This window comes from Nocardia sp. NPDC127526 (assembly GCF_042672265.1).
Lineage (GTDB): Bacteria > Actinomycetota > Actinomycetes > Mycobacteriales > Mycobacteriaceae > Nocardia.
In genome coordinates, this window is the sequence record NZ_JBHXVO010000020.1 from 1 (window position 1) to 17,768 (window position 17,768).

Sequence of the window (17,768 nt, forward strand, 5' to 3'; positions counted from 1 at the left end):
TGATAGGCCGGAACTGGAAGTCTGGTAACAGATGCAGGTGACCGGTACTAATAGGCCGAGGACTTACCAACAAAGAAGCTACGCGTCCACTGTGCGGTATCTGAAACAACACACACTGTGTTGGAGGCTCCGGTCTCCGACCGTGTGGGGAGTTTCGGGGGCTAAGCCCCCGGAGCCCCCTTAGTTTCATAGAGTTACGGCGGCTATAGCGGTGGGGAAACGCCCGGTCCCATTCCGAACCCGGAAGCTAAGGCCACCTGCGCCGATGGTACTGCACTCGACAGGGTGTGGGAGAGTAGGACACCGCCGGAACATCATTCGCAAAGGCCCCCAGCAATCTGCTGGGGGCCTTTCGCGTATCTACAAGGATTTCGGTAGTCCGAATGGCTCGAACCGTTCGGAACCATGAAATGCCACAACCCTTTCGACGCCCGCCGGCGTCACGGTCAGCACCTGAATCGAATGGGCTTCCCCGTTCAGGTACAGCGCGAACGCGGGCTGGCCATTGGCAGTCGCCGGGATCATGCGCGCACCACCGGCCTGGGATGGGCACTGAGTGGTGATCAGCTCGATGATGGTGTCCCTACCGGTGAACCATTCGCGGATCGGCGGCATCTCCCAGACCGCTTCTGTCTTCAGCAGATTCGCCAAGGCCTCGGTGTCGAACGATTCGAAGGCCGCCGCCCAGCGGTCGAGCACCACCCGGACGGCCGGATCGTCGGGTTCGGTGATCTGCTCCTCCTCGGTCTTGCGATCGGCGAGGGTGGCGTGCGCACGCTGCAGGGTGCTGTTGACCGCCGCGGGCGTGGTGCCGAGCAGCTCGGCGACCTCACCGGCCTTCCAGCGCAGTACATCTCGCAGGATGAGCACGGCGCGCTGGCGCGGCGGCAGGTGCTGCCAGACGGCGATGAGCGCGAGCCGCGTATCGTGCCGGGCGGTAATGATGGCGGCGGGATCGGTGGTCTCGGGTTCGATCAGGACATCCGGCATGGGTTGCAGCCAGGGCACCGTATCCGCGTCGGCGCCGATCTTCTCGGGATGCGCGGAGGGTCCGGTGAGCCCGGACGGCAGCACCCGCCGGCTGCTGTGTTCGAGCGCATTGAGGCAGGCATTGGTGGCGATGCGGTACAGCCAGGTTCGCATCGAAGCCCGCTCTTCGAATTCGCGGTAGCCGCGCCAGGCCCGCAGCATGGTCTCCTGCACCAGATCCTCGGCATCGTCGACCGACCCGAGCATGCGATAGCAGTGGGCGAGCAGTTCCCGCCGATACGGCGTGGTGCGCGCGGCGAACTCTTCGGTATCGATCATCCGCAGTCCTTTCGGCCGGGCACGTGCGGGCCCCTCCTATATCGACCGCCCGCGCACCCGGAAGTCATCGGTCCGGGCACGATGACTTTCCGCTTCCCGCCGGTCGGTATCTGTGACGCTCCGATCGGAAGGAATCTCGTGAGTACACCGACAGTTTCGCGGGCGACGCAGCGCTGGGTGCTCGCGCTCGCCGCCATCGCGTCGATGATGGCGGCCCTGGACACCCTGGTCGTCGCGACCGCCCTCGGCACCATCCGGGAGGACCTGAACGCCTCCCTGGCCACCCTGGAATGGACGGTCAACGGCTACAACCTCAGCTTCGCGGTACTCCTGATCACCGCCGCGGTACTCGGCGACCGCTTCGGCCGCCGCCGCATGTTCGCGACCGGACTGGGCATCTTCGTCGCGGGTTCGGCCGCCTGCGCGGTAGCGGAATCGGTCGGCCTCCTGATCGCGGCGCGCGTCCTCCAGGGCGTCGGCGCGGCCCTCATCATGAGCCTGGCGCTGGCGCTGGTCAGCGCGGCCTTCCCGGCCGAGCGCCGCGGCATGGCGATCGGAATCCTGGAAGGCGTAACCGGTTTGGCGGTCGCCTGCGGTCCCCTCGTCGGCGGCGCGATCGCGGAGGGCTTGTCCTGGCAGTGGATCTTCTGGATCAACGTGCCCCTCGGATTGATCGCGATCCCCTTGGCGCTGACCCGCATTCCGGAGAGTCGCGGCTCCGACACGGACATCGACGCCAGGGGCCTACTCCTGGTCACCGCCGGCGCACTGGGTGTCGTCTGGGGCCTGGTCCGCGGCAATATCGCGGGTTGGTCGTCCCCCGAGATCCTGCTGACCCTCGGCGGCGGCCTCATTCTGCTGGTCGCCTTCGCGATCTGGGAATCCCGCACGCCCACACCGATGTTCCCGATTCGCATGTTCACTTCCCGCGGCTTCGCGGCGGGCAATACCGCGATCTTCCTGACCTTCGCGGCCCTGTTCGGCGCGGTCTTCTTCTACGCGCAATTCATGCAACTGGTCTTCGAATACGGCCCGCTGGGCGCGGGCCTGCGCCTGCTGCCGTGGACTTTGACGCTGTTCTGCTGCGCCCCGGTGGCCGGCGCGCTGGCCGACCGCGTCGGCGAACGGCCGATCATGGCGGTGGGCCTGCTCTTGCAAGCGGCAGGCATGGCTTGGATAGCCCTCATAGCCGAACCCGGCATGACCTACGGTGCGCTGGTGCCACCGCTGGTGGTGTCGGGAATCGGTGTCTCCATGGCGATTCCGACCGCCCAGAGTGCGGTGGTCGGTGCGGTCGAGCACGGTTCGATCGGCAAGGCCGCGGGCGCCAACAGCATGATGCGCGAACTCGGCGGCGTCTTCGGAATCGCCGTGGCGGTAGCGGTTTTCGCCGGTTTCGGCGGTTATGGCTCCGTGTCCGACTTCACCGCAGGGTTCGTCCCCGCGGTCGCGGTCGGCGCGGCGCTGTCGCTGCTCGGCGCGGTGGTGGCCTTGGCGCTGCCCACGCAGCACGGCCCGGAAGCCCTCGGGGCTTCCGGGCCGTCGCGCACCGGCTCGGTGCGGCCGGTGCCGGAACCGATCACGCGAGGCCGAGAGCCGCGGTGATCTTGCGCGCCATCTCGGCGGCGATGGGCCCGGCCTGCCCCTTGCGGGCGTGGTCGGCGGCATCGATGGCGACGAGCACGATCCGGCGGAAGTTCTCGGCCTCGGCCGGATCCTGCTGCTCGAGCAGCTGCACCGCGGCACTCAGGGCCGGCAGCACCTGGTCGGCGAGTTCGGCGACATTCTTGCCCTTCAGCTTGATGTCCTTGGCCTTGGCGGAGGCGAGCACATGTCCCGCCAGGCCGGTCGCCGAGGTGAGGGCGATGCTGGCGGCGGTGGAGGACTTGTGCGCTCCCCCGGTGGCCGACATGAGCGAGACCGCGCCGTAGGCGGCGGTGCGCAGGGTGGCCTTGTCCTGGTCGGTGAGGGCGGCGGTGATGGTCATGGCGGTGGCTCCTTGTGATCTGTGCTGTTCTGGCCGGCGGGCGTTGTGCTCGCCGTTGTTGACGAGAACTACGATCGCCTGCCCCGCTGACAGCGCATTGACACGGCGCTGACACGGTCGCTGACACCGGATCCGCTGTGCCCGCGAAAAATTGGATGACCGGATTCCGCTCCGGCTGTTACCGTGTGGCCACTACTCGACCAGGAAGGGAGCCGGTGATGCGTGATCGTTCCGCCGCCGTGGCCGCCCGTTCGCGGTTCGAGGTGATCCTGGTGTCTTCGCCGGTTCGGTGCCGGCTGCGCGGCCGGTACTGAGTACCCGGGCGATTCGTTACTCCTGACCCCTGAGTGGGTGGGCGCCGTTCGTGCGGCGTCGTCCGGGAATCGCGCTGTTCTGTTCTGGATCAGCACGAAGGGCTGAAGACTGTGCGTACCAATGTTTCTCGTAAGAATCCGGCTGCTGTTCGCAATCTCGGAATCCTCGCGCACGTGGATGCGGGGAAGACCACCGTCACCGAGCGAATGCTGTACCTGGCCGGGGTTATTCACAAGCACGGGGAGGTGCACGACGGGACCACCGTCACCGATTTCGATGCGCAGGAGCGGGAGCGGGGCATCACGATCTTCGCGGCCGCTGTCGCGTGTGAATGGGATGCGCACCGGCTCACGGTGATCGATACCCCGGGGCATGTGGACTTCTCCGATGAGGTGGAGCGGTCGCTGCGGGTGCTCGATGGGGCCGTTGCCGTATTCGATGCGGTGGCGGGGGTCGAGCCGCAGAGTGAATCCGTGTGGCGGCGGGCCGATGGGTACGGCGTTCCGCGGATCGCGTTCGTGAACAAGATGGACCGTGCTGGAGCCGATTTCGGCGCCGCGGTGGCGTCCATGCGGACGCGGCTGCACGCCGCGGCCGTGCCGGTGCAACTGCCGATCGGCGCCGAGGGCGGATTCACCGGTGTGGTGGATCTGGTGCGGATGCGCGCTCTCGTCTGGGAAGCGGGCACACCGACGGCGGTTCCGATTCCGGATGGTCTCGCCGAAGCGGCTCGGCTCGGTAGGAAGGAGCTGGAAGAAGCGGTCGCGGAACGGCATTCGGCCGCACTGGAGGAATTCGTCACGACCTCGGCGATACCGGACGCCATGCTGGGCGCGGCGCTGCGCGAGCTGACCCTGAAGGGTGAGATCGTGCCGGTGCTGTGTGGTGCGGCCTATCGGGATATCGGGGTCGAGCCGTTGCTGGACGCGGTGGTGGCGTACCTGCCGTCGCCGCTGGATCGGCCGCCGGTGCGCGGCGGTGCCGTCGAACTCGCCGCCGATCCCGCGGAATCGCTTGCGGCGCTGGTGTTCAAGGTGCATGTCACGAATACCGGCAGGCTCACCTTCGTGCGCCTGTACTCCGGTGTGCTGGGCAAGGGCGACACCGTGCTGGATGCGGGAACGCATCGGCGCGAACGGGTGTCGCGGATTCTGCGGGTGCAGGCCGACCGGCACGAGGAGGTGGAATCGGCCGTGGCCGGTGACATTGTCGCCCTGGTCGGTCCGAAGGCGGCACGGGTCGGCACGACCTTGTGCGCGGCCGCGGCGCCGGTGCTGCTGGAACCGCCCACGGTGGCGGAGCCGGTGGTGTCGGTCGCGGTGGAGGCCCGGGACAATGCCGAGGCGGAGCGGCTGGCGGTGGCGCTGGCGCGGCTGGCCGAGGAGGATTCCTCGCTGGTGGTGCGCACGGATGCCGAGACCGGGCAGACGCTGCTGTCCGGGCTGGGTGAGCTGCACCTGGAGGTCGCGGTGGAGAAGATCCGCCGGGATCGCGGGATTGCGGTGAGCGTGGGTCGTCCGCAGGTCGCGTACCGGGAGACCGTGCTGCGCGGCGTGTCCGGGATGGTGTACCGGCACGTCAAGCAGGATGGTGGCGCGGGGCAGTGGGCGCACATCGTGTTCGATGTGGAACCGCTGGGCGAGCCGGGGACCACGGGTATGGAGTTCCGCTCCACCGTGGTCGGCGGTCGCGTACCCGCCGAGTTCGTGCGGGCGGTCGAGGCCGGCTGCCGGGACGCCCTGGCTGCGGGACCGCTCGACGGTCACCCGGTGACCGGTGTGCGGATCACCCTGACCGACGGGGCCACGCACTCGAAGGACTCCTCGGAGTTGGCGTTCCGTGCCGCGGGTCGCCTCGGGCTTCGAGAAGCGCTGCGCACCAGCGTGATCGGACTGCTGGAGCCGATCGTGGAGCTGACGGTCACCGCGCCGGAGGAGTTCGTGGGCGCGGTACTGGGTGATCTCGCCGGCCGGCGCGGCCGCGTCACCGGTTCGGTCACCCGTACCGGGTCCGCGGTGGTGACGGCAGCGGTGCCGCTCGCCGAGTTGTTCGGCTATGCAACACGTTTGCGCAGCCGCACACAAGGCCGCGGCACCTTCACCACGAGGCCGCAGGGTTACGCCCTCGCGCCGACACGGTGAACCCCCGCGCCGACGGGCTGGGCCTCGCGCCGACACGGTGAGCCGGCACCTGCACGGTGGGCGTGCGCTCGGCCCGGTGAGCCTTGCACGCGCGGTGAGCACCGCCCGGTGACGGATCGATCCTCCGATCGGTTCGCCACCGGTATCACCACGGGGCGCGGCGCTTCAGTCCTTGACGAGGATGGCGCGGGTGTAGAGCAGGTCGAAGCCGCTGCGCTGGGCGTTCTGCTGGGATTTCGAGCCGGGCTGGGTGGTGATGACGGCGATATCGCAGCCCGCTGCCTTCGCAAGGCCGAGACGGGTTGCGAGCAGGGCGGATTGGATGCCGTGGCGACGGTGCGCGGGGCGGGTGGTGGCGCCGGTGAGCTGGGCTACGCCCCGGGAGATGCGCATGCTGGCGCAACCGGCCGTCTCGCCGTCGCGGAGGGCGAGGAAGCGCTGGACGCCGGCGGCCGCGGTGATGTCGCGCATGGCATTGGCGAGGATGTCGCGGGGGAATTCCTCGTGCGAGGCCACGCCCTGGGTGTCGGGATTGGCGAAGCCCTCGGCGGCGATATCGATCCAGAGATCGAATTCGCTGTCGTCGCTGGGGCGGATCTCGATGCCCGCGGGGCGGACGGTCGCCGGGTCGTCGTGCAGGGTGCGGCCGAGGACGTTCTCGAAGTTGACGAGCCGATAGCCGCGACCGGTGAAGAGTTCGGCGAGGGCCGGATCGGCGAGGTGGGCCAGCTCGACCTGGACGGGGGTCTTGCGTTCGGCGTAGCGCGCTTCGATGGCGTCGAGCTCGGCCGGTTCGGGGACACCCGCGAAACCGAGCCCGGCCACCTTGTCCAGCGGGGATCCCTCCTCCGCGAAGGCCGCGACACCGCCGGCGATCGGGATGGTGAACCCATCCCCGCCCGGCCGCCGGGCCGCCGCGGCGGCGCTACCGGCGATGATCAATTCCGTGTCGACGCCTTCGAGGCGGGCGGCGAGTTCGGTACTGCAGAACAGGGATCGGCGGGCGTCGCTCATTTCTCCGAGGGTATGCCGGGCGATGACCCGCAGCCAGCGAATATGCGGTGGGGAGGCGCGTCGCGGCGGACGGCGCGCCGAACGTATGGTCGGTGGGTGGCTCATGATCAACCGGTGGACGGCTCGAACGGACCCGTCGTCGGGTTCGACCTGGATATGACGCTCATCGATTCCCGCCCCGGCATTGCCGCGGTGTGGGATGCGGTCGCCGCCGAGACCGGCGTGCCGATCGACTCCGAACTGGTGGTGTCGCGCCTGGGCCCGCCGCTGGCACAGGAGGCCGCGGAATGGTTTCCGCAGGACCAGGTGCCCGGGGTGGTGGCGCGCTATCGCGAGCTGTATCCGGACCTCGCGATACATCCGTCCGGTCTGCTGCCGGGCGTGGTCGACGCCATCGCGGCCGTGCACAAGACCGGTGGCCGGGTGCTGGTGATCACCGCCAAGAACGGCCCGCAGGCGCAGCTGCACGTCGATCATCTCGGCCTGGAGGTGGATGATCTGGTCGGCGGTGTGTGGGCGGAGGAGAAGGGCACGGTGCTGCGCGAGCACGGGGCGTCCATTTTCGTCGGCGACCATCTCGGCGACGTCCGCGGCGCGAAGGCGGCGGGCGCGTTCTCGGTGGCGGTGACGACCGGTCCCTATGCGGCGGAGGAATTGTCGGCCGAGGGCGCGGATGTGGTGCTCGCCGATCTCACCGAATTCCCGGCCTGGTTCGCGCGGCACTTAGAGGGGTAGCGGATCCAGCGCCAGCGTCACGGCTTCGAGCGGATCCTTGGCGGGGAGGGCGGCGGGCACCGGGCGGCCCTCGGCGTCGAGGATCCGCCAACCCCGCAGGGACACAATGGGTATCCGGCGGCGGTGATTGGCGAGCGCCAGTTCCGACAGCGTGCCCCAGGAGCCGCCGATGACGATGACGGCGTCGGCGGAGGCCACCAGGATGGCATTGCGGGCTTCGCCCATATTCGTGTACAGCACCGCGGACAGTCCCGCGCAGGCCCCGGCGCGGTCGCTGTCGGGCCGCACGCCGATGACGAGACCGCCTGCGCGGGAAGCGCCTTCGGCGACGGCCGCCATGACACCGGTGCCGCCGCCGCACAGCACGGTGGCACCGGCCTCGGCGAGTAGTCGCCCGACCTCGGCGGCGTGCGCGGTCTCGAGCTGCGTGCAGTCGCGCGGCCCGCAGACCGCTACCTGAATGGCCGGCATGGCCATTCAGGCTACGCCGCCGAGCGGTGGATCAGCCTTCGCCGAGCGCCGCGCGCGCCGTTTCGAAGGGCAGGCGATCGAAGATGAAGCGGCTCTTGGTGATCAGGCCGTTCTCGATCGTCACGAGTTCCGCGGCGGGTGCGTGCGCCACCAGCGGGGTCACGGTGTCGTACATGATCAGCGCGGTGGTGTCGTCGCCGTAGGCGGCCAGCAGTTCGGCGCGTTGCAGCGTTTCCACGAAGGGGGCGAGGAAGCCGCGGAAGGCGTCCACGCCCTCGATGCGGCCGCCGGGGGTGTCGCAGACGACGTCGGGGGCGATGTAGGTCAGCGCCTTGTCCACGTCGTGGCCGGTCCAGGCCTCCCAGTAGGCGCGGGCCAGCTGGAGGGCGGCGGTGGGTGCGGTCATGTCGGTTACCTCGTTTCCTGTGAAAGGGGGACGAAGGGATAGACACCGGCGGCCGCGGGAACGGACCGGTGCACGCCGCGCCGTTGTCGGTGGCAGGTGTGAGGATGGGGCCATGACCGAGGTGCTCACGGCGGCTTGTGCGGGGGATGAGCAGGCGTTCCGCGAACTCACCGATCCGTACCGGCGGGAATTGCAGCTGCACTGCTACCGGCTGCTCGGCTCGCTGCAGGATGCCGAGGACGTGGTGCAGGAGACGCTGCTCGCGGCCTGGCGCGGGCTGGCGGAGTTCGAGCAGCGGTCCTCGGTGCGGACCTGGCTGTACCGGATCGCGACCAATCGCGCGCTGAATGTCATGCGCAGCTCGCGGCGGCATCCCGTGCAGCCCATCCCCTTCGAGGTGCCCGAGCCCACCGCGCGCGACGAGATCCAATGGTTGCAGCCGTATCCGGATGAGCTGCTCGATGCCGACCCCGAAAAGCGGTATCAGAACCGGGAATCGGTGGAGCTGGCCTTCATTGTGGCATTGCAGCAGCTACCGCCGCGGCAGGCGGCCGTGCTGGTGCTGCGCGAGGTGCTGGAGTTCTCCGGGGCGGAGGCCGCCGAGCTGCTCGGCACCAGCCCGGCCGCGGTGAAGGCGGCGCTGCAGCGCGCCCGCGCGACTTTGGATGCGCTGCGCGCGCCGGGCGAGCGGCCGCCGGCGTCCGGTTCGGCCGCCGAACGCGCGCTCACCCAGCGTTTCTCGGAGGCGTTCAGCAATCGTGATGTGGACGGCATGGTCGAGTTGCTGACCGATGACGCCTGGCTGACCATGCCGCCTTATCCGCACGCTTATCGCGGCCGGGATGCGATTGCCGTTTTCCTGCAATCCATTCCGATTGTTCGCTTTGGATATCCGGTGCGGCTTAAGGCGATTCGCGCAAATACCCAGCCCGCTCTCGCCATCTACTCGGTGCGTGACGATACGGAGGCGTTCGAGCTGTCCGGATTGCTGGTGCTCACACTGTCCGGCAACCGTCTCTCCGCGCTCACGCACTTCTCGCCAACCGAGCTGCTCCTCGCCTTCGGGCTCGATGCCCGTGCGGGTGACCAGGACGTCGCCCGAGGGCGGAAAAATAAGTTCTAAGATTATCCTGCAAAAGTATTCCGTCCGGTTCGCCCGCTCTGTATCGTGTTGAATGGCAAATGATCAGTGACTTTCGGGCTAATGCGACAACGGACCCCGGGTCTCCCCCCGACCCGCGTTCCGATCCCGGGCGGTACCCCTGCCAAAACCGGCCGCCCGTGGATGCGTCATAGCTGCTCGAGGCACTGAGCCAACTTTCGGCTATCGCGCGGTATGCCGGAGGTGCAAACGAAGGGCCCGATCCATGACGAGGGGATCGGGCCCTTCGGTATTGTCTGGCGCAATGTCACAGGAAACGAACGCGGGAAGAATGTACGCCGGGCAGCCCGTAGAAGACCGGCAACGGCAGCGTCGTGCGCGTTTTCTGGAGTCGGGGCTGACGGTGTTCGCGCGAGACGGTTACGCCAACAGCAGCGTCGGCGCCATCTGCAAGGACGCCGGACTCTCCTCGCGGCAGTTCTACGAGGAGTTCACCGGGCGCGAATCGCTGCTACTCGAGCTGTACGAACAGATCGACCGCGAATCGCGGGAAGCCGTGGCCGCCACCATCGCCGAGCATTCCGACGCCAGTGCGATCGACATCATCGATGCGGCCGTGCGCGCCTACATCGAGTCGATTGGGCGTGATCCGCGCAAGGCGCGGGTCGCGCTCGTCGAGGTCGTCGGCGCGGGGCCCAAGGTCGAGAAGTTCCGCCTGGAGCTGCGCCGCGCCTGGGGCGCGCTACTCGCCAGCGCCGCCGAGGATGCCGCCATGCACGGCGAAATCCCGCCCGGTGACTACGAAATGCGCGTGCTGGCGATTATCGGCGCGGTCAACTACGTCGTCGACGCCTGGAGCGGCTCCGAGCCGCGGCCGCCGCTCGACGATGTCATCCGCGTGCTCCGCCGCATCATCATGGGCGCCGTCAGCGCCTGATTCCTTCCCCCACCCGCCAACCGCCGTCGGCCGCACCGGCATCCACTTCGTGGTGTCGCGCCGACGGCGGCCTCATATGCGGGGGTAGCGTGCGCGGCATGGAGACTGTGCCGATTCGGATGCCGGACGGAACGACCGTCCCGGTGCGCTTGATTCCGGCGAAAGGTGCGCATCGGCATGCCATCACGCCGGATGCGCCGCGGCCCGTGGTGGTGATCGTGCCCGGGCTGGGGGTGCCGGGGGAATTCTATTCGCTGTTCGGAATGCCTTTGGCGGCACGGGGCTTCGATGTGGCGTTGCTGGAGTTGCGTGGAAACGGTGACAGTGAGCCGAAACCGGGGCCGTCGAGTAGCTACGGGTATCAGGAATTGGTGTCGGTGGATTTCCCGGCGATGTTCTCCGTAGTGCGCGACCGATTTCCGGACAGCACGCCGTATCTGCTCGGGCACAGCATGGGCGGGCAGCTGGGCGTCATGTACGCCTCCCGCATTCGCGGGCGGCTCGGCGGGCTGATCCTGGTCGCCTCCGGGACGCCGTACCATCGCGGCTATCGGGGGCTGGCCGCGCCCGGATTCCTGTTGGGCAGCGCCGCGATCTCGTTGACCGCCAACCTCGCCGGGTTCTGGCCCGGCGACACGATCACCGCCGGCGGGTTCGGGCGGCAGTCGAAGGTCCTCATCGCCGACTGGGCGCGGCTGGCCCGCTCGGGCCGATTCGAGCCCGCCGGAGCGGATATCGACTACGAGGAGCGCATTGCGCGGCTGAAACTGCCGGTCCTGTCCATCACCCTGGCCGGCGACGATCTCACTCCGCCCGGGTCGGCCCGGCACCTGCTCGACAAACTTCCCCATGCCGACATCACCACCTGGCACAACCCGGCCCCGCTCGGGCACAACGGGTGGATCAGCGATCCCGCCTCGACGGTGGACTGCGTCGAGAAGTGGCTGCGCGACCGCTGATCCGGCTCCGCCGGGCTACTTGATGAGGGTATTGGCGAAGAACTCGTAGATGAGCGCGGCCTGGAACGCGGACTGCTTGTTGTCCGCCGCGCCGCCGTGGCCGCCTTCGATGTTCTCGTAGTACCAGATGTCGCGGCCCTGGGATTCCAAGAGCGCGGCCATCTTCCGGGCGTGGCCGGGATGGACGCGGTCGTCGCGGGTGGAGGTGGTGAGCAGGATCGGCGGGTATTGCCGTGCCGGATCGGTGTTCTGGTACGGCGAGTACTTCGAGATGTACTCCCATTCCTCCGGCTTGTCCGGGTCGCCGTATTCGGCGATCCAGGACGCGCCCGCGAGCAGCAGGTGATAGCGCTTCATATCCAGCAGCGGCACCTGGCAGACGATGGCGCCGAACAATTCCGGATAGCGGGTGAGCATGACGCCCATGAGCAGCCCGCCATTGCTGCCGCCGACCGCGCCCAGCTGATCGTGGGTGGTGATGCCCCGGGCGACGAGATCCTTGGCGACCGCGGCGAAATCCTCGTACACCTTGTGCCGGTTGGCCTTCTGCACGGCGGTGTGCCATTCCGGACCGTATTCGCCGCCGCCGCGGATATTGGTCATGACCCAGGTGCCGCCGCGCTCCAGCCAGCCCATGCCCGACGCCCCGCTGTAGGCGGGGGTGCGGGAGACCTCGAAGCCGCCGTAGCCGGACATGACGGTGGGGCCGGGCTTGTTCTTGCTGTCGCGGTGGCGGATAACGAAATACGGGATCCGGGTGCCGTCGTCGGAGGTGGCGAAGAATTGCTCGGTCTCCACGCCTGCGGCGTCGAAGAATTCGGGTTCCTTCTTGAGCACCTCGGTGGCGCCGCCCACCGACGCGGACATGAGCGTGGTGGGGCTGGTGAAACCGCTTGTGGAGAGCATGAATTCATCGCCGCCCTCGAGCGGATCCAGGTTCATGACGCTGGTGGTGGCCATGGGCGGGGCATCGGCGAGGGGCTCGCGCGTCCAGCCGTCCGGGCCGGGGGTGAGGACGTGCAGCTTGGTCTGCACGTCTTCGAGGGTGATGAGCAGCAGGTGGTTCTCGGTCCAGCCGTAACCGTGCAGCGCGGTGTGCTCGTCCGGGGTGAACAAGATGTCGAAATCGCGTGCGCCGGAGAGGAATCGCTCGAAATTCATGCCCAGCAGCGCACCCGACGGGTAAGTGGCGCCGCCGATCTCCCACGGTTGCTTGAGGCGGACCAGCAGCCAATCCTTGTACCAGGATTCGGAGGCGTCGGTGGGGACGTCGATATGCCGCAGCGTGCCATCGGATTCGAGGAGGAAGACCTCCTCGTTGAAGAAGTCGGTGGCGCGGCCGACGAAATGCCGTTCGTAGCCGGGGGTCCGGTCGTAGCCCGCGGATACGGCCACATCCGAGGGCTCGCCCTCGAACACGATCTCCGCCTCGGTCAGCGGGGTGCCGCGCCGCCAGCGCTTGGCAATGCGCGGATAACCGGAATCGGTGAGCGAGCCCGGCCCGAAATCGGTTCCCACATACACCGAGTCGAGGTCGATCCAGCGAATTTCCGATTTGGCCTCGGGAAGGTAGAAGCCGCCGTCCTCCGGTGCGATGAAAGTCTTGGTGTCGATATCGAATTCGCGCACCACCTTGGCGTCCGCGCCGCCGCGCGAGAGGCTGATGAGCGCCCGCGACTGCTCGGGCCGCAGCACGGCCGCCCCGCCCCACACCCAGTTCTCGTCCTCGTCGGCGGCGAGGGCGTCCAGATCGATCAGCACCTCCCACTCCGGATCGTCCTTGGCGTACTCGGCGAAGGTGGTGCGCCGCCACAGGCCCTTGGCGTGCTCGCCGTCGCGCCAGAAGTTGTAGAGCCAGCGGCCGCGGCGGCCCGGATAGGCGATGCGGGTGTCGGTATCGAGCATGGCCAGAATGCGCGATTCCAGCTCGGTGAACCGGTCCGAGGAGGCGAACCGGTCGATCACCACCTCGTTGTGCGCCCGCGCCCAATCCAGGGCGCGGTCACTGGTGACTTCTTCCAGCCACAGGTACTGGTCTTCGTTCTCCCCGACACCGGTCATGCCCACATTGTTGCCGAAACAGTGCCGGGCGGGGGGACCGGCGTTCACCCGAGGCGAACCAGCATCTTGCCGGTATTGGCTCCCGACAGCACGCCGAGGAATGCCGCGGGTGCCTGTTCGAGGCCCTGGTACACGGTTTCCCGGGTGCGCAGCGTCCCGTCCGCCAGCCAGCCGGCCGCCTTGCCGATGTACTCGCCGAACCGCGGAAAATAGCTGCTGACGAGCATGCCGCGCAGGGTGACCTCCTTGGTGGCCGCGCGATACAGATCCGGAGCCTGCCCGGCCGCCGCACCGTTGTACCCGCGGATCGCGCCGACCAGCGCGATCCGCCCGTGCTGCCGGATGGCCTCGATCGCGACCCGCAGATGTTCGCCGCCGACGCTGTCGAGATACACGTCGATGCCCTCCGGCGCGGCCACCGCCAGCTGCCCGGTCAGATCCCCGGCCCGGTAGTCGATGGCCGCGTCGAACCCGAATTCATCGCGCCGCCCTCGTCCGCGAGTTGGCGCTGCAAGGTGCGGCGGCTGGTGAGCAGGCGGCGGGCCACGGTGTCCAGGGTGAGGTCGCCGTGGGCCAGGGCGTGGGTCAGCGCGGTGCGGAAGGATTCCAAGGTGTCGGGGATCGGGCGGGAACTGGCCAGCACCAGGTCGGCGTGGCTGCGCAGCAGATCCCCGAGGACCGGATCGGCGCGGTGCAGGGGTGCGGTGGCGTCGGCGGCGGCGAAAGGTGATGCTGTCGTCGGGAGCGCCGAATTCGATGCGGTCGGTGCCGAAGGCCTCGATCAGCGCCGAATGATTCTGCGGCGCTGGATGACCGAAGGTGACGCGCTGGGCGCGCACCGGGCGGCCGGTGGCCTCGCGGGCGCGGCGCAGGTAGTAGGCGAGCACGTACTCGTTGACCACGGCCGCGACGGCCGGATCGCCCGCTGTGGTGCGGTAGCCGACGGTGAGATCGCCGTCGGCGTGCAGGTCGAAGCATTCGCCGGCGGCGGTGACCACCCGGTGATAGGGCTGGGCCGCGCGCAGTGATTCGGCCAGCGTGGATCCGGTGGTCACCAGATAGTCCCAGGTGGTGAGGGTGCCCAGCGGTGCGCTCGCGGCGACGGCCACCCCGGCCCCCGGCTCCGGTCGCGCATGGGCGATCGACTCCCACAGGCGGATCAGGGAATCCAGTGGAACGCGGTTCAGCTCGCCGGACAAGGTGGCGTCGTCGACGCCGTGGACGGCGGACAGCTGGGCCGGATCCGCGCCCGCGCGCCGGGCCGCATCGCGCACCAGCCGGATGAGCTGGGTCGATACCGTGCGGTCGAGCGGGTCCACCGGGCCAACTGTAGTGAACGGCGCCGGAGGGGTGCGCTCAGTAGCATTGCTGTTTCGACGCCGATCCGCTCAGGAGGTCCGGATTGCCGCACCAGGTTTCCGACCAGCTCCGGCCGCGGCTGTGGGAGCAGCACTGCTGCCTGCCGCTGCTGCTGTCGGCCGATATCAAGGAGCTGGCCCGGTATCCGCTCGGGTCCTATCTGTCGGTGAATATCGGGTATGCGCCGCAGTCCGCCAGGGATGCGGTGGAACTGGCGGAGAACTTTCGCCGGGATGCGCTGGCGGACGGGCGATTCCGGCTGGTGGAGACGATCGAGGACGCCTGGCCCGCGCCGGAGCAGGATCCGGGCGATGCCATCGCGCTCGCCTTCGACCTGGAGGACTCCAATCCCCTGGACGGTGAGCTGGACAATGTCGAGCTCTTCCACGACCTGGGCCTGCGCTCGCTGCTGCCCACCTACAACTACGCCAATGCGGCGGGCTGCGGGTGCCTCGATACCGAGGACACCGGGCTCACCGGCTACGGCCGCGATCTGATCCGGAAGCTGAACGAGGTCGGCGTATTCGCCGACGGTTCACACTGTTCGCGGCGCAGCGGGCTGGACATCGCCGAGCTCAGCAGCGTCCCGATGATCTACAGCCACTCGAATTTCGCCGCGCTGTGGGAACATCCGCGCAATATCACCGACGATCAGGCGCGCGCCTGCGCCGCCACCGGCGGGGTGATCGGCATCAATGGCGTCGGAATCTTCCTGGGCCGCAACAAGCCCGCCGAACGGGCGGAGCGCGTGGCGGCCATGGCGGACCACATCGTCTACGGGGCGGAGTTGGTCGGCATCGAGCACATCGGGGTCAGCTCCGACTACTCCTTCGACGCGGACGACTTCAACGACATGGTGGCCGCGAATCCGGAGAAGTTCTCCGAGGACTACAGCCGCTGGGGCCCGCTGCAATGGACGCCGCCGGAGGATCTGCTCGGCGAATCCGAGGTGCCCGGCCTGAACGAACTGCTGGCCGCGCGCGGCTTCTCCGCCGCCGACCGCGCCGCCGTCTTCGGCGAGAACTTCGCCCGGGTCGCCCGGCAGGTCTGGCGCTAGACTCGTTGCCGGTTGTTCGCTGTTGTGTTCTGCTCACCGATCGAGACGGAGGAACGCATGACCGCACAGCTGGATCCGACCGTGCAGAAGTTCGTGGAGGCCGTCAATGCCCACGATGCGGACGCCTTCTTCAAGACGCTGACCGCCGACGCCAGCATGTCCGATGACGGGGCCGAGCGGAATCTGGCCCAGTGGACCGATTCGGAGATCTTCGCCACCAATGGCCGGATGAAGGTCGAATCGATCGGCGGGCCCACCGAATTCGTCGCCGACTACAGCAATGACCGCTGGGGGTCGATGCGCACCGCCTGGCGGTTCACCGTCCGCGACGGCCTGATCAGCCGATTCGAGACCGGCCAAGCCTGATCTCACGGACCCGGGGGATGGCTGAGTGCGATCTGGACAGCAGGGTTAGGCTCGGTGGCGTGACTTCCCACTACGATGTCGTCGTTCTCGGCGCTGGTCCCGGCGGTTATGTCGCCGCGATTCGTGCCGCTCAACTCGGCCTGCGAACAGCAATCGTCGAGCAGAAATACTGGGGTGGCGTGTGCCTGAACGTGGGCTGCATTCCGTCCAAGGCACTGCTGCGCAATGCTGAGCTGGCCCATATTTTCACCAAGGAAGCGAAGACCTTCGGCATCAACGGCCAGGCGAGCTTCGACTTCGGTGTGGCTTTCGATCGCAGTCGCAAGGTGGCGGACGGCCGCGTCAAGGGCGTCCACTTCCTGATGAAGAAGAACAAGATCGACGAGTTCGACGGCAAGGGCACCTTCACCGGTCCCAAGTCGCTCTCGGTCGAGCTGAGCAAGGGCGGCTCCGAGGAGATCACGTTCGACAACGTGATCATCGCGACCGGCACCGTGACCAAGCTGCTGCCGGGCACCTCGCTGTCCGCGAACGTGGTCACCTATGAGGAGCAGATCCTCACCCGTGATCTGCCGGGCTCGATCCTCATCGTGGGCGCGGGCGCCATCGGCATGGAGTTCGGCTACGTCCTCAAGAACTACGGCGTGGACGTGCGCATCGTCGAATTCCTCGACCGCGCCCTGCCCAATGAGGACGCCGACGTCTCCAAGGAGATCACCAAGGCGTACAAGAAGCTCGGCATCACCATCACCACCGGTGCGGCCGTGCAGTCCATCGACGACGACGGCTCGAAGGTCACCGTCGCCATCAAGGACAACAAGACCGGAAACATCGAGACGGTCACCGTCGACAAGGTGCTGCAGGCCGTCGGCTTCGCGCCGCGGGTGGAGGGTTACGGCCTGGAGAACACCGGCGTGCAGCTGACCGACCGCGGCGCCATCGCCATCGACGACAATATGCGCACCAATGTGCCGGGCATCTACGCCATCGGCGACGTCACCGCCAAGCTGCAGCTGGCGCACGTGGCCGAGGCGCAGGGCGTGGTCGCCGCCGAGACCATCGCCGGCGCGGAGACCCTGACCCTGGGCGACTACCGCATGATGCCGCGCGCCACCTTCTGCCAGCCGCAGGTCGCCTCCTTCGGCCTCACCGAGCAGCAGGCCAGGGACGAGGGCTACGACGTCAAGGTCGCTACCTTCCCGTTCACCGCGAACGGCAAGGCGCACGGCCTCGGCGACGCGCAGGGCTTCGTGAAGCTGATCTCCGACACCAAGTACGGCGAACTGCTCGGCGGCCACCTCATCGGCCCGGACGTCTCGGAGCTGCTGCCCGAGCTGACCCTGGCCCAGAAGTGGGATCTCACGGTCAACGAGCTGGCCCGCAATGTGCACACCCACCCGACCCTGAGCGAGGCGCTGCAGGAGGCCATCCACGGCCTCGCGGGCCACATGATCAACTTCTGATCGAGCTCCCCGGGGACGACGACACCGGCCCGGGGCCAGCGGAAAAAACAGGCGCCCGGCCGCGTTAGGTTGGGTGGGGGGTAAGCC

16 protein-coding genes and 1 rRNA gene are annotated in these 17,768 nt (G+C 68.1%); 10 read left to right on the forward strand and 7 right to left on the reverse strand.

Features of this window, described 5'->3' with window-relative positions; translation table 11 throughout:
- Window positions 1-195: 195 nt before the first annotated feature.
- Window positions 196-312 (forward strand): 5S ribosomal RNA (gene rrf, locus ACFVIV_RS26630).
- A 48-nt stretch (window positions 313-360) separates the two neighbouring features.
- Here the strand turns inward: rrf and ACFVIV_RS26635 are convergent.
- Window positions 361-1,308 (reverse strand): sigma-70 family RNA polymerase sigma factor, encoded by a 948-nt coding sequence (locus ACFVIV_RS26635; protein WP_379200816.1) that lies wholly within the window; start codon window positions 1,306-1,308, stop codon window positions 361-363.
- Between the two features lie 138 nt (window positions 1,309-1,446).
- Between ACFVIV_RS26635 and ACFVIV_RS26640 the strand changes: the two genes are divergently transcribed.
- The gene (locus ACFVIV_RS26640; RefSeq protein WP_379200818.1) at window positions 1,447-2,913 is read left to right on the forward strand and encodes an MFS transporter; all 1,467 of its coding nucleotides are present in this window, start codon (window positions 1,447-1,449) and stop codon (window positions 2,911-2,913) included.
- Here the strand turns inward: ACFVIV_RS26640 and ACFVIV_RS26645 are convergent.
- Window positions 2,888-3,295, reverse strand: coding sequence for a hypothetical protein (locus ACFVIV_RS26645; protein ID WP_379200820.1), 408 nt, complete (start codon window positions 3,293-3,295; stop codon window positions 2,888-2,890). The two genes, ACFVIV_RS26640 and ACFVIV_RS26645, sit on opposite strands and share 26 nt — an antisense overlap.
- A gap of 425 nt (window positions 3,296-3,720) precedes the next feature.
- Between ACFVIV_RS26645 and fusA the strand changes: the two genes are divergently transcribed.
- Window positions 3,721-5,751: an elongation factor G gene (gene fusA / locus ACFVIV_RS26650; RefSeq protein WP_379200822.1), complete on the forward strand. Its 2,031-nt coding sequence runs from the start codon at window positions 3,721-3,723 to the stop codon at window positions 5,749-5,751.
- Between the two features lie 165 nt (window positions 5,752-5,916).
- On the opposite strand, the gene ACFVIV_RS26655 is transcribed toward fusA, so the two are convergent.
- Entirely contained in the window at window positions 5,917-6,744 is an 828-nt protein-coding gene (locus tag ACFVIV_RS26655) for a GNAT family N-acetyltransferase (protein ID WP_379201077.1), read from the reverse strand.
- A gap of 117 nt (window positions 6,745-6,861) precedes the next feature.
- Between ACFVIV_RS26655 and ACFVIV_RS26660 the strand changes: the two genes are divergently transcribed.
- Window positions 6,862-7,500 carry an HAD family hydrolase gene (locus ACFVIV_RS26660; protein ID WP_379200824.1) on the forward strand — a complete coding sequence of 213 codons (639 nt, stop codon included), beginning with the start codon at window positions 6,862-6,864 and terminating at the stop codon, window positions 7,498-7,500.
- Here ACFVIV_RS26660 and ACFVIV_RS26665 read toward each other — a convergent pair.
- Together ACFVIV_RS26665 and ACFVIV_RS26670 are read right to left on the reverse strand one after the other, a co-directional pair.
- Entirely contained in the window at window positions 7,489-7,971 is a 483-nt protein-coding gene (locus ACFVIV_RS26665) for an LOG family protein (protein ID WP_379200826.1), read from the reverse strand. The two genes, ACFVIV_RS26660 and ACFVIV_RS26665, sit on opposite strands and share 12 nt — an antisense overlap.
- A gap of 31 nt (window positions 7,972-8,002) precedes the next feature.
- Window positions 8,003-8,377 carry a nuclear transport factor 2 family protein gene (locus ACFVIV_RS26670; protein ID WP_379200828.1) on the reverse strand — a complete coding sequence of 125 codons (375 nt, stop codon included), beginning with the start codon at window positions 8,375-8,377 and terminating at the stop codon, window positions 8,003-8,005.
- Between the two features lie 112 nt (window positions 8,378-8,489).
- Here ACFVIV_RS26670 and ACFVIV_RS26675 point away from each other — a divergent pair, with 112 nt between their 5' ends.
- The 3 genes from ACFVIV_RS26675 (at window position 8,490) to ACFVIV_RS26685 (ending at window position 11,375) form a co-directional block, all read left to right on the forward strand.
- Window positions 8,490-9,500 (forward strand): RNA polymerase subunit sigma-70, encoded by a 1,011-nt coding sequence (locus tag ACFVIV_RS26675; RefSeq protein ID WP_379200830.1) that lies wholly within the window; start codon window positions 8,490-8,492, stop codon window positions 9,498-9,500.
- A gap of 283 nt (window positions 9,501-9,783) precedes the next feature.
- Window positions 9,784-10,416, forward strand: coding sequence for a TetR/AcrR family transcriptional regulator (locus ACFVIV_RS26680; RefSeq protein ID WP_379200831.1), 633 nt, complete (start codon window positions 9,784-9,786; stop codon window positions 10,414-10,416).
- Window positions 10,417-10,514: 98 nt separating this feature from the next.
- Window positions 10,515-11,375, forward strand: coding sequence for an alpha/beta fold hydrolase (locus ACFVIV_RS26685; protein ID WP_379200833.1), 861 nt, complete (start codon window positions 10,515-10,517; stop codon window positions 11,373-11,375).
- Between the two features lie 15 nt (window positions 11,376-11,390).
- Here the strand turns inward: ACFVIV_RS26685 and ACFVIV_RS26690 are convergent, their stop codons facing one another.
- Together ACFVIV_RS26690 and ACFVIV_RS26695 are read right to left on the reverse strand one after the other, a co-directional pair.
- Window positions 11,391-13,436: a prolyl oligopeptidase family protein gene (locus tag ACFVIV_RS26690; protein WP_379200834.1), complete on the reverse strand. Its 2,046-nt coding sequence runs from the start codon at window positions 13,434-13,436 to the stop codon at window positions 11,391-11,393.
- A gap of 44 nt (window positions 13,437-13,480) precedes the next feature.
- Window positions 13,481-14,755 carry an AraC family transcriptional regulator ligand-binding domain-containing protein gene (locus ACFVIV_RS26695; protein ID WP_379200836.1) on the reverse strand — a complete coding sequence of 425 codons (1,275 nt, stop codon included), beginning with the start codon at window positions 14,753-14,755 and terminating at the stop codon, window positions 13,481-13,483.
- An 83-nt stretch (window positions 14,756-14,838) separates the two neighbouring features.
- On the opposite strand from ACFVIV_RS26695, the gene ACFVIV_RS26700 reads away from it, so the two are divergent.
- The 3 genes from ACFVIV_RS26700 to lpdA are packed head-to-tail and all read left to right on the forward strand — an operon-like array spanning window position 14,839 to window position 17,681.
- Window positions 14,839-15,852 carry a dipeptidase gene (locus ACFVIV_RS26700; RefSeq protein WP_379200838.1) on the forward strand — a complete coding sequence of 338 codons (1,014 nt, stop codon included), beginning with the start codon at window positions 14,839-14,841 and terminating at the stop codon, window positions 15,850-15,852.
- A 57-nt stretch (window positions 15,853-15,909) separates the two neighbouring features.
- Window positions 15,910-16,218 (forward strand): nuclear transport factor 2 family protein, encoded by a 309-nt coding sequence (locus ACFVIV_RS26705; RefSeq protein ID WP_379200840.1) that lies wholly within the window; start codon window positions 15,910-15,912, stop codon window positions 16,216-16,218.
- Window positions 16,219-16,277: 59 nt separating this feature from the next.
- Window positions 16,278-17,681 carry a dihydrolipoyl dehydrogenase gene (lpdA, locus tag ACFVIV_RS26710; protein ID WP_379200842.1) on the forward strand — a complete coding sequence of 468 codons (1,404 nt, stop codon included), beginning with the start codon at window positions 16,278-16,280 and terminating at the stop codon, window positions 17,679-17,681.
- The last annotated feature ends 87 nt before the right edge of the window (window positions 17,682-17,768 follow it).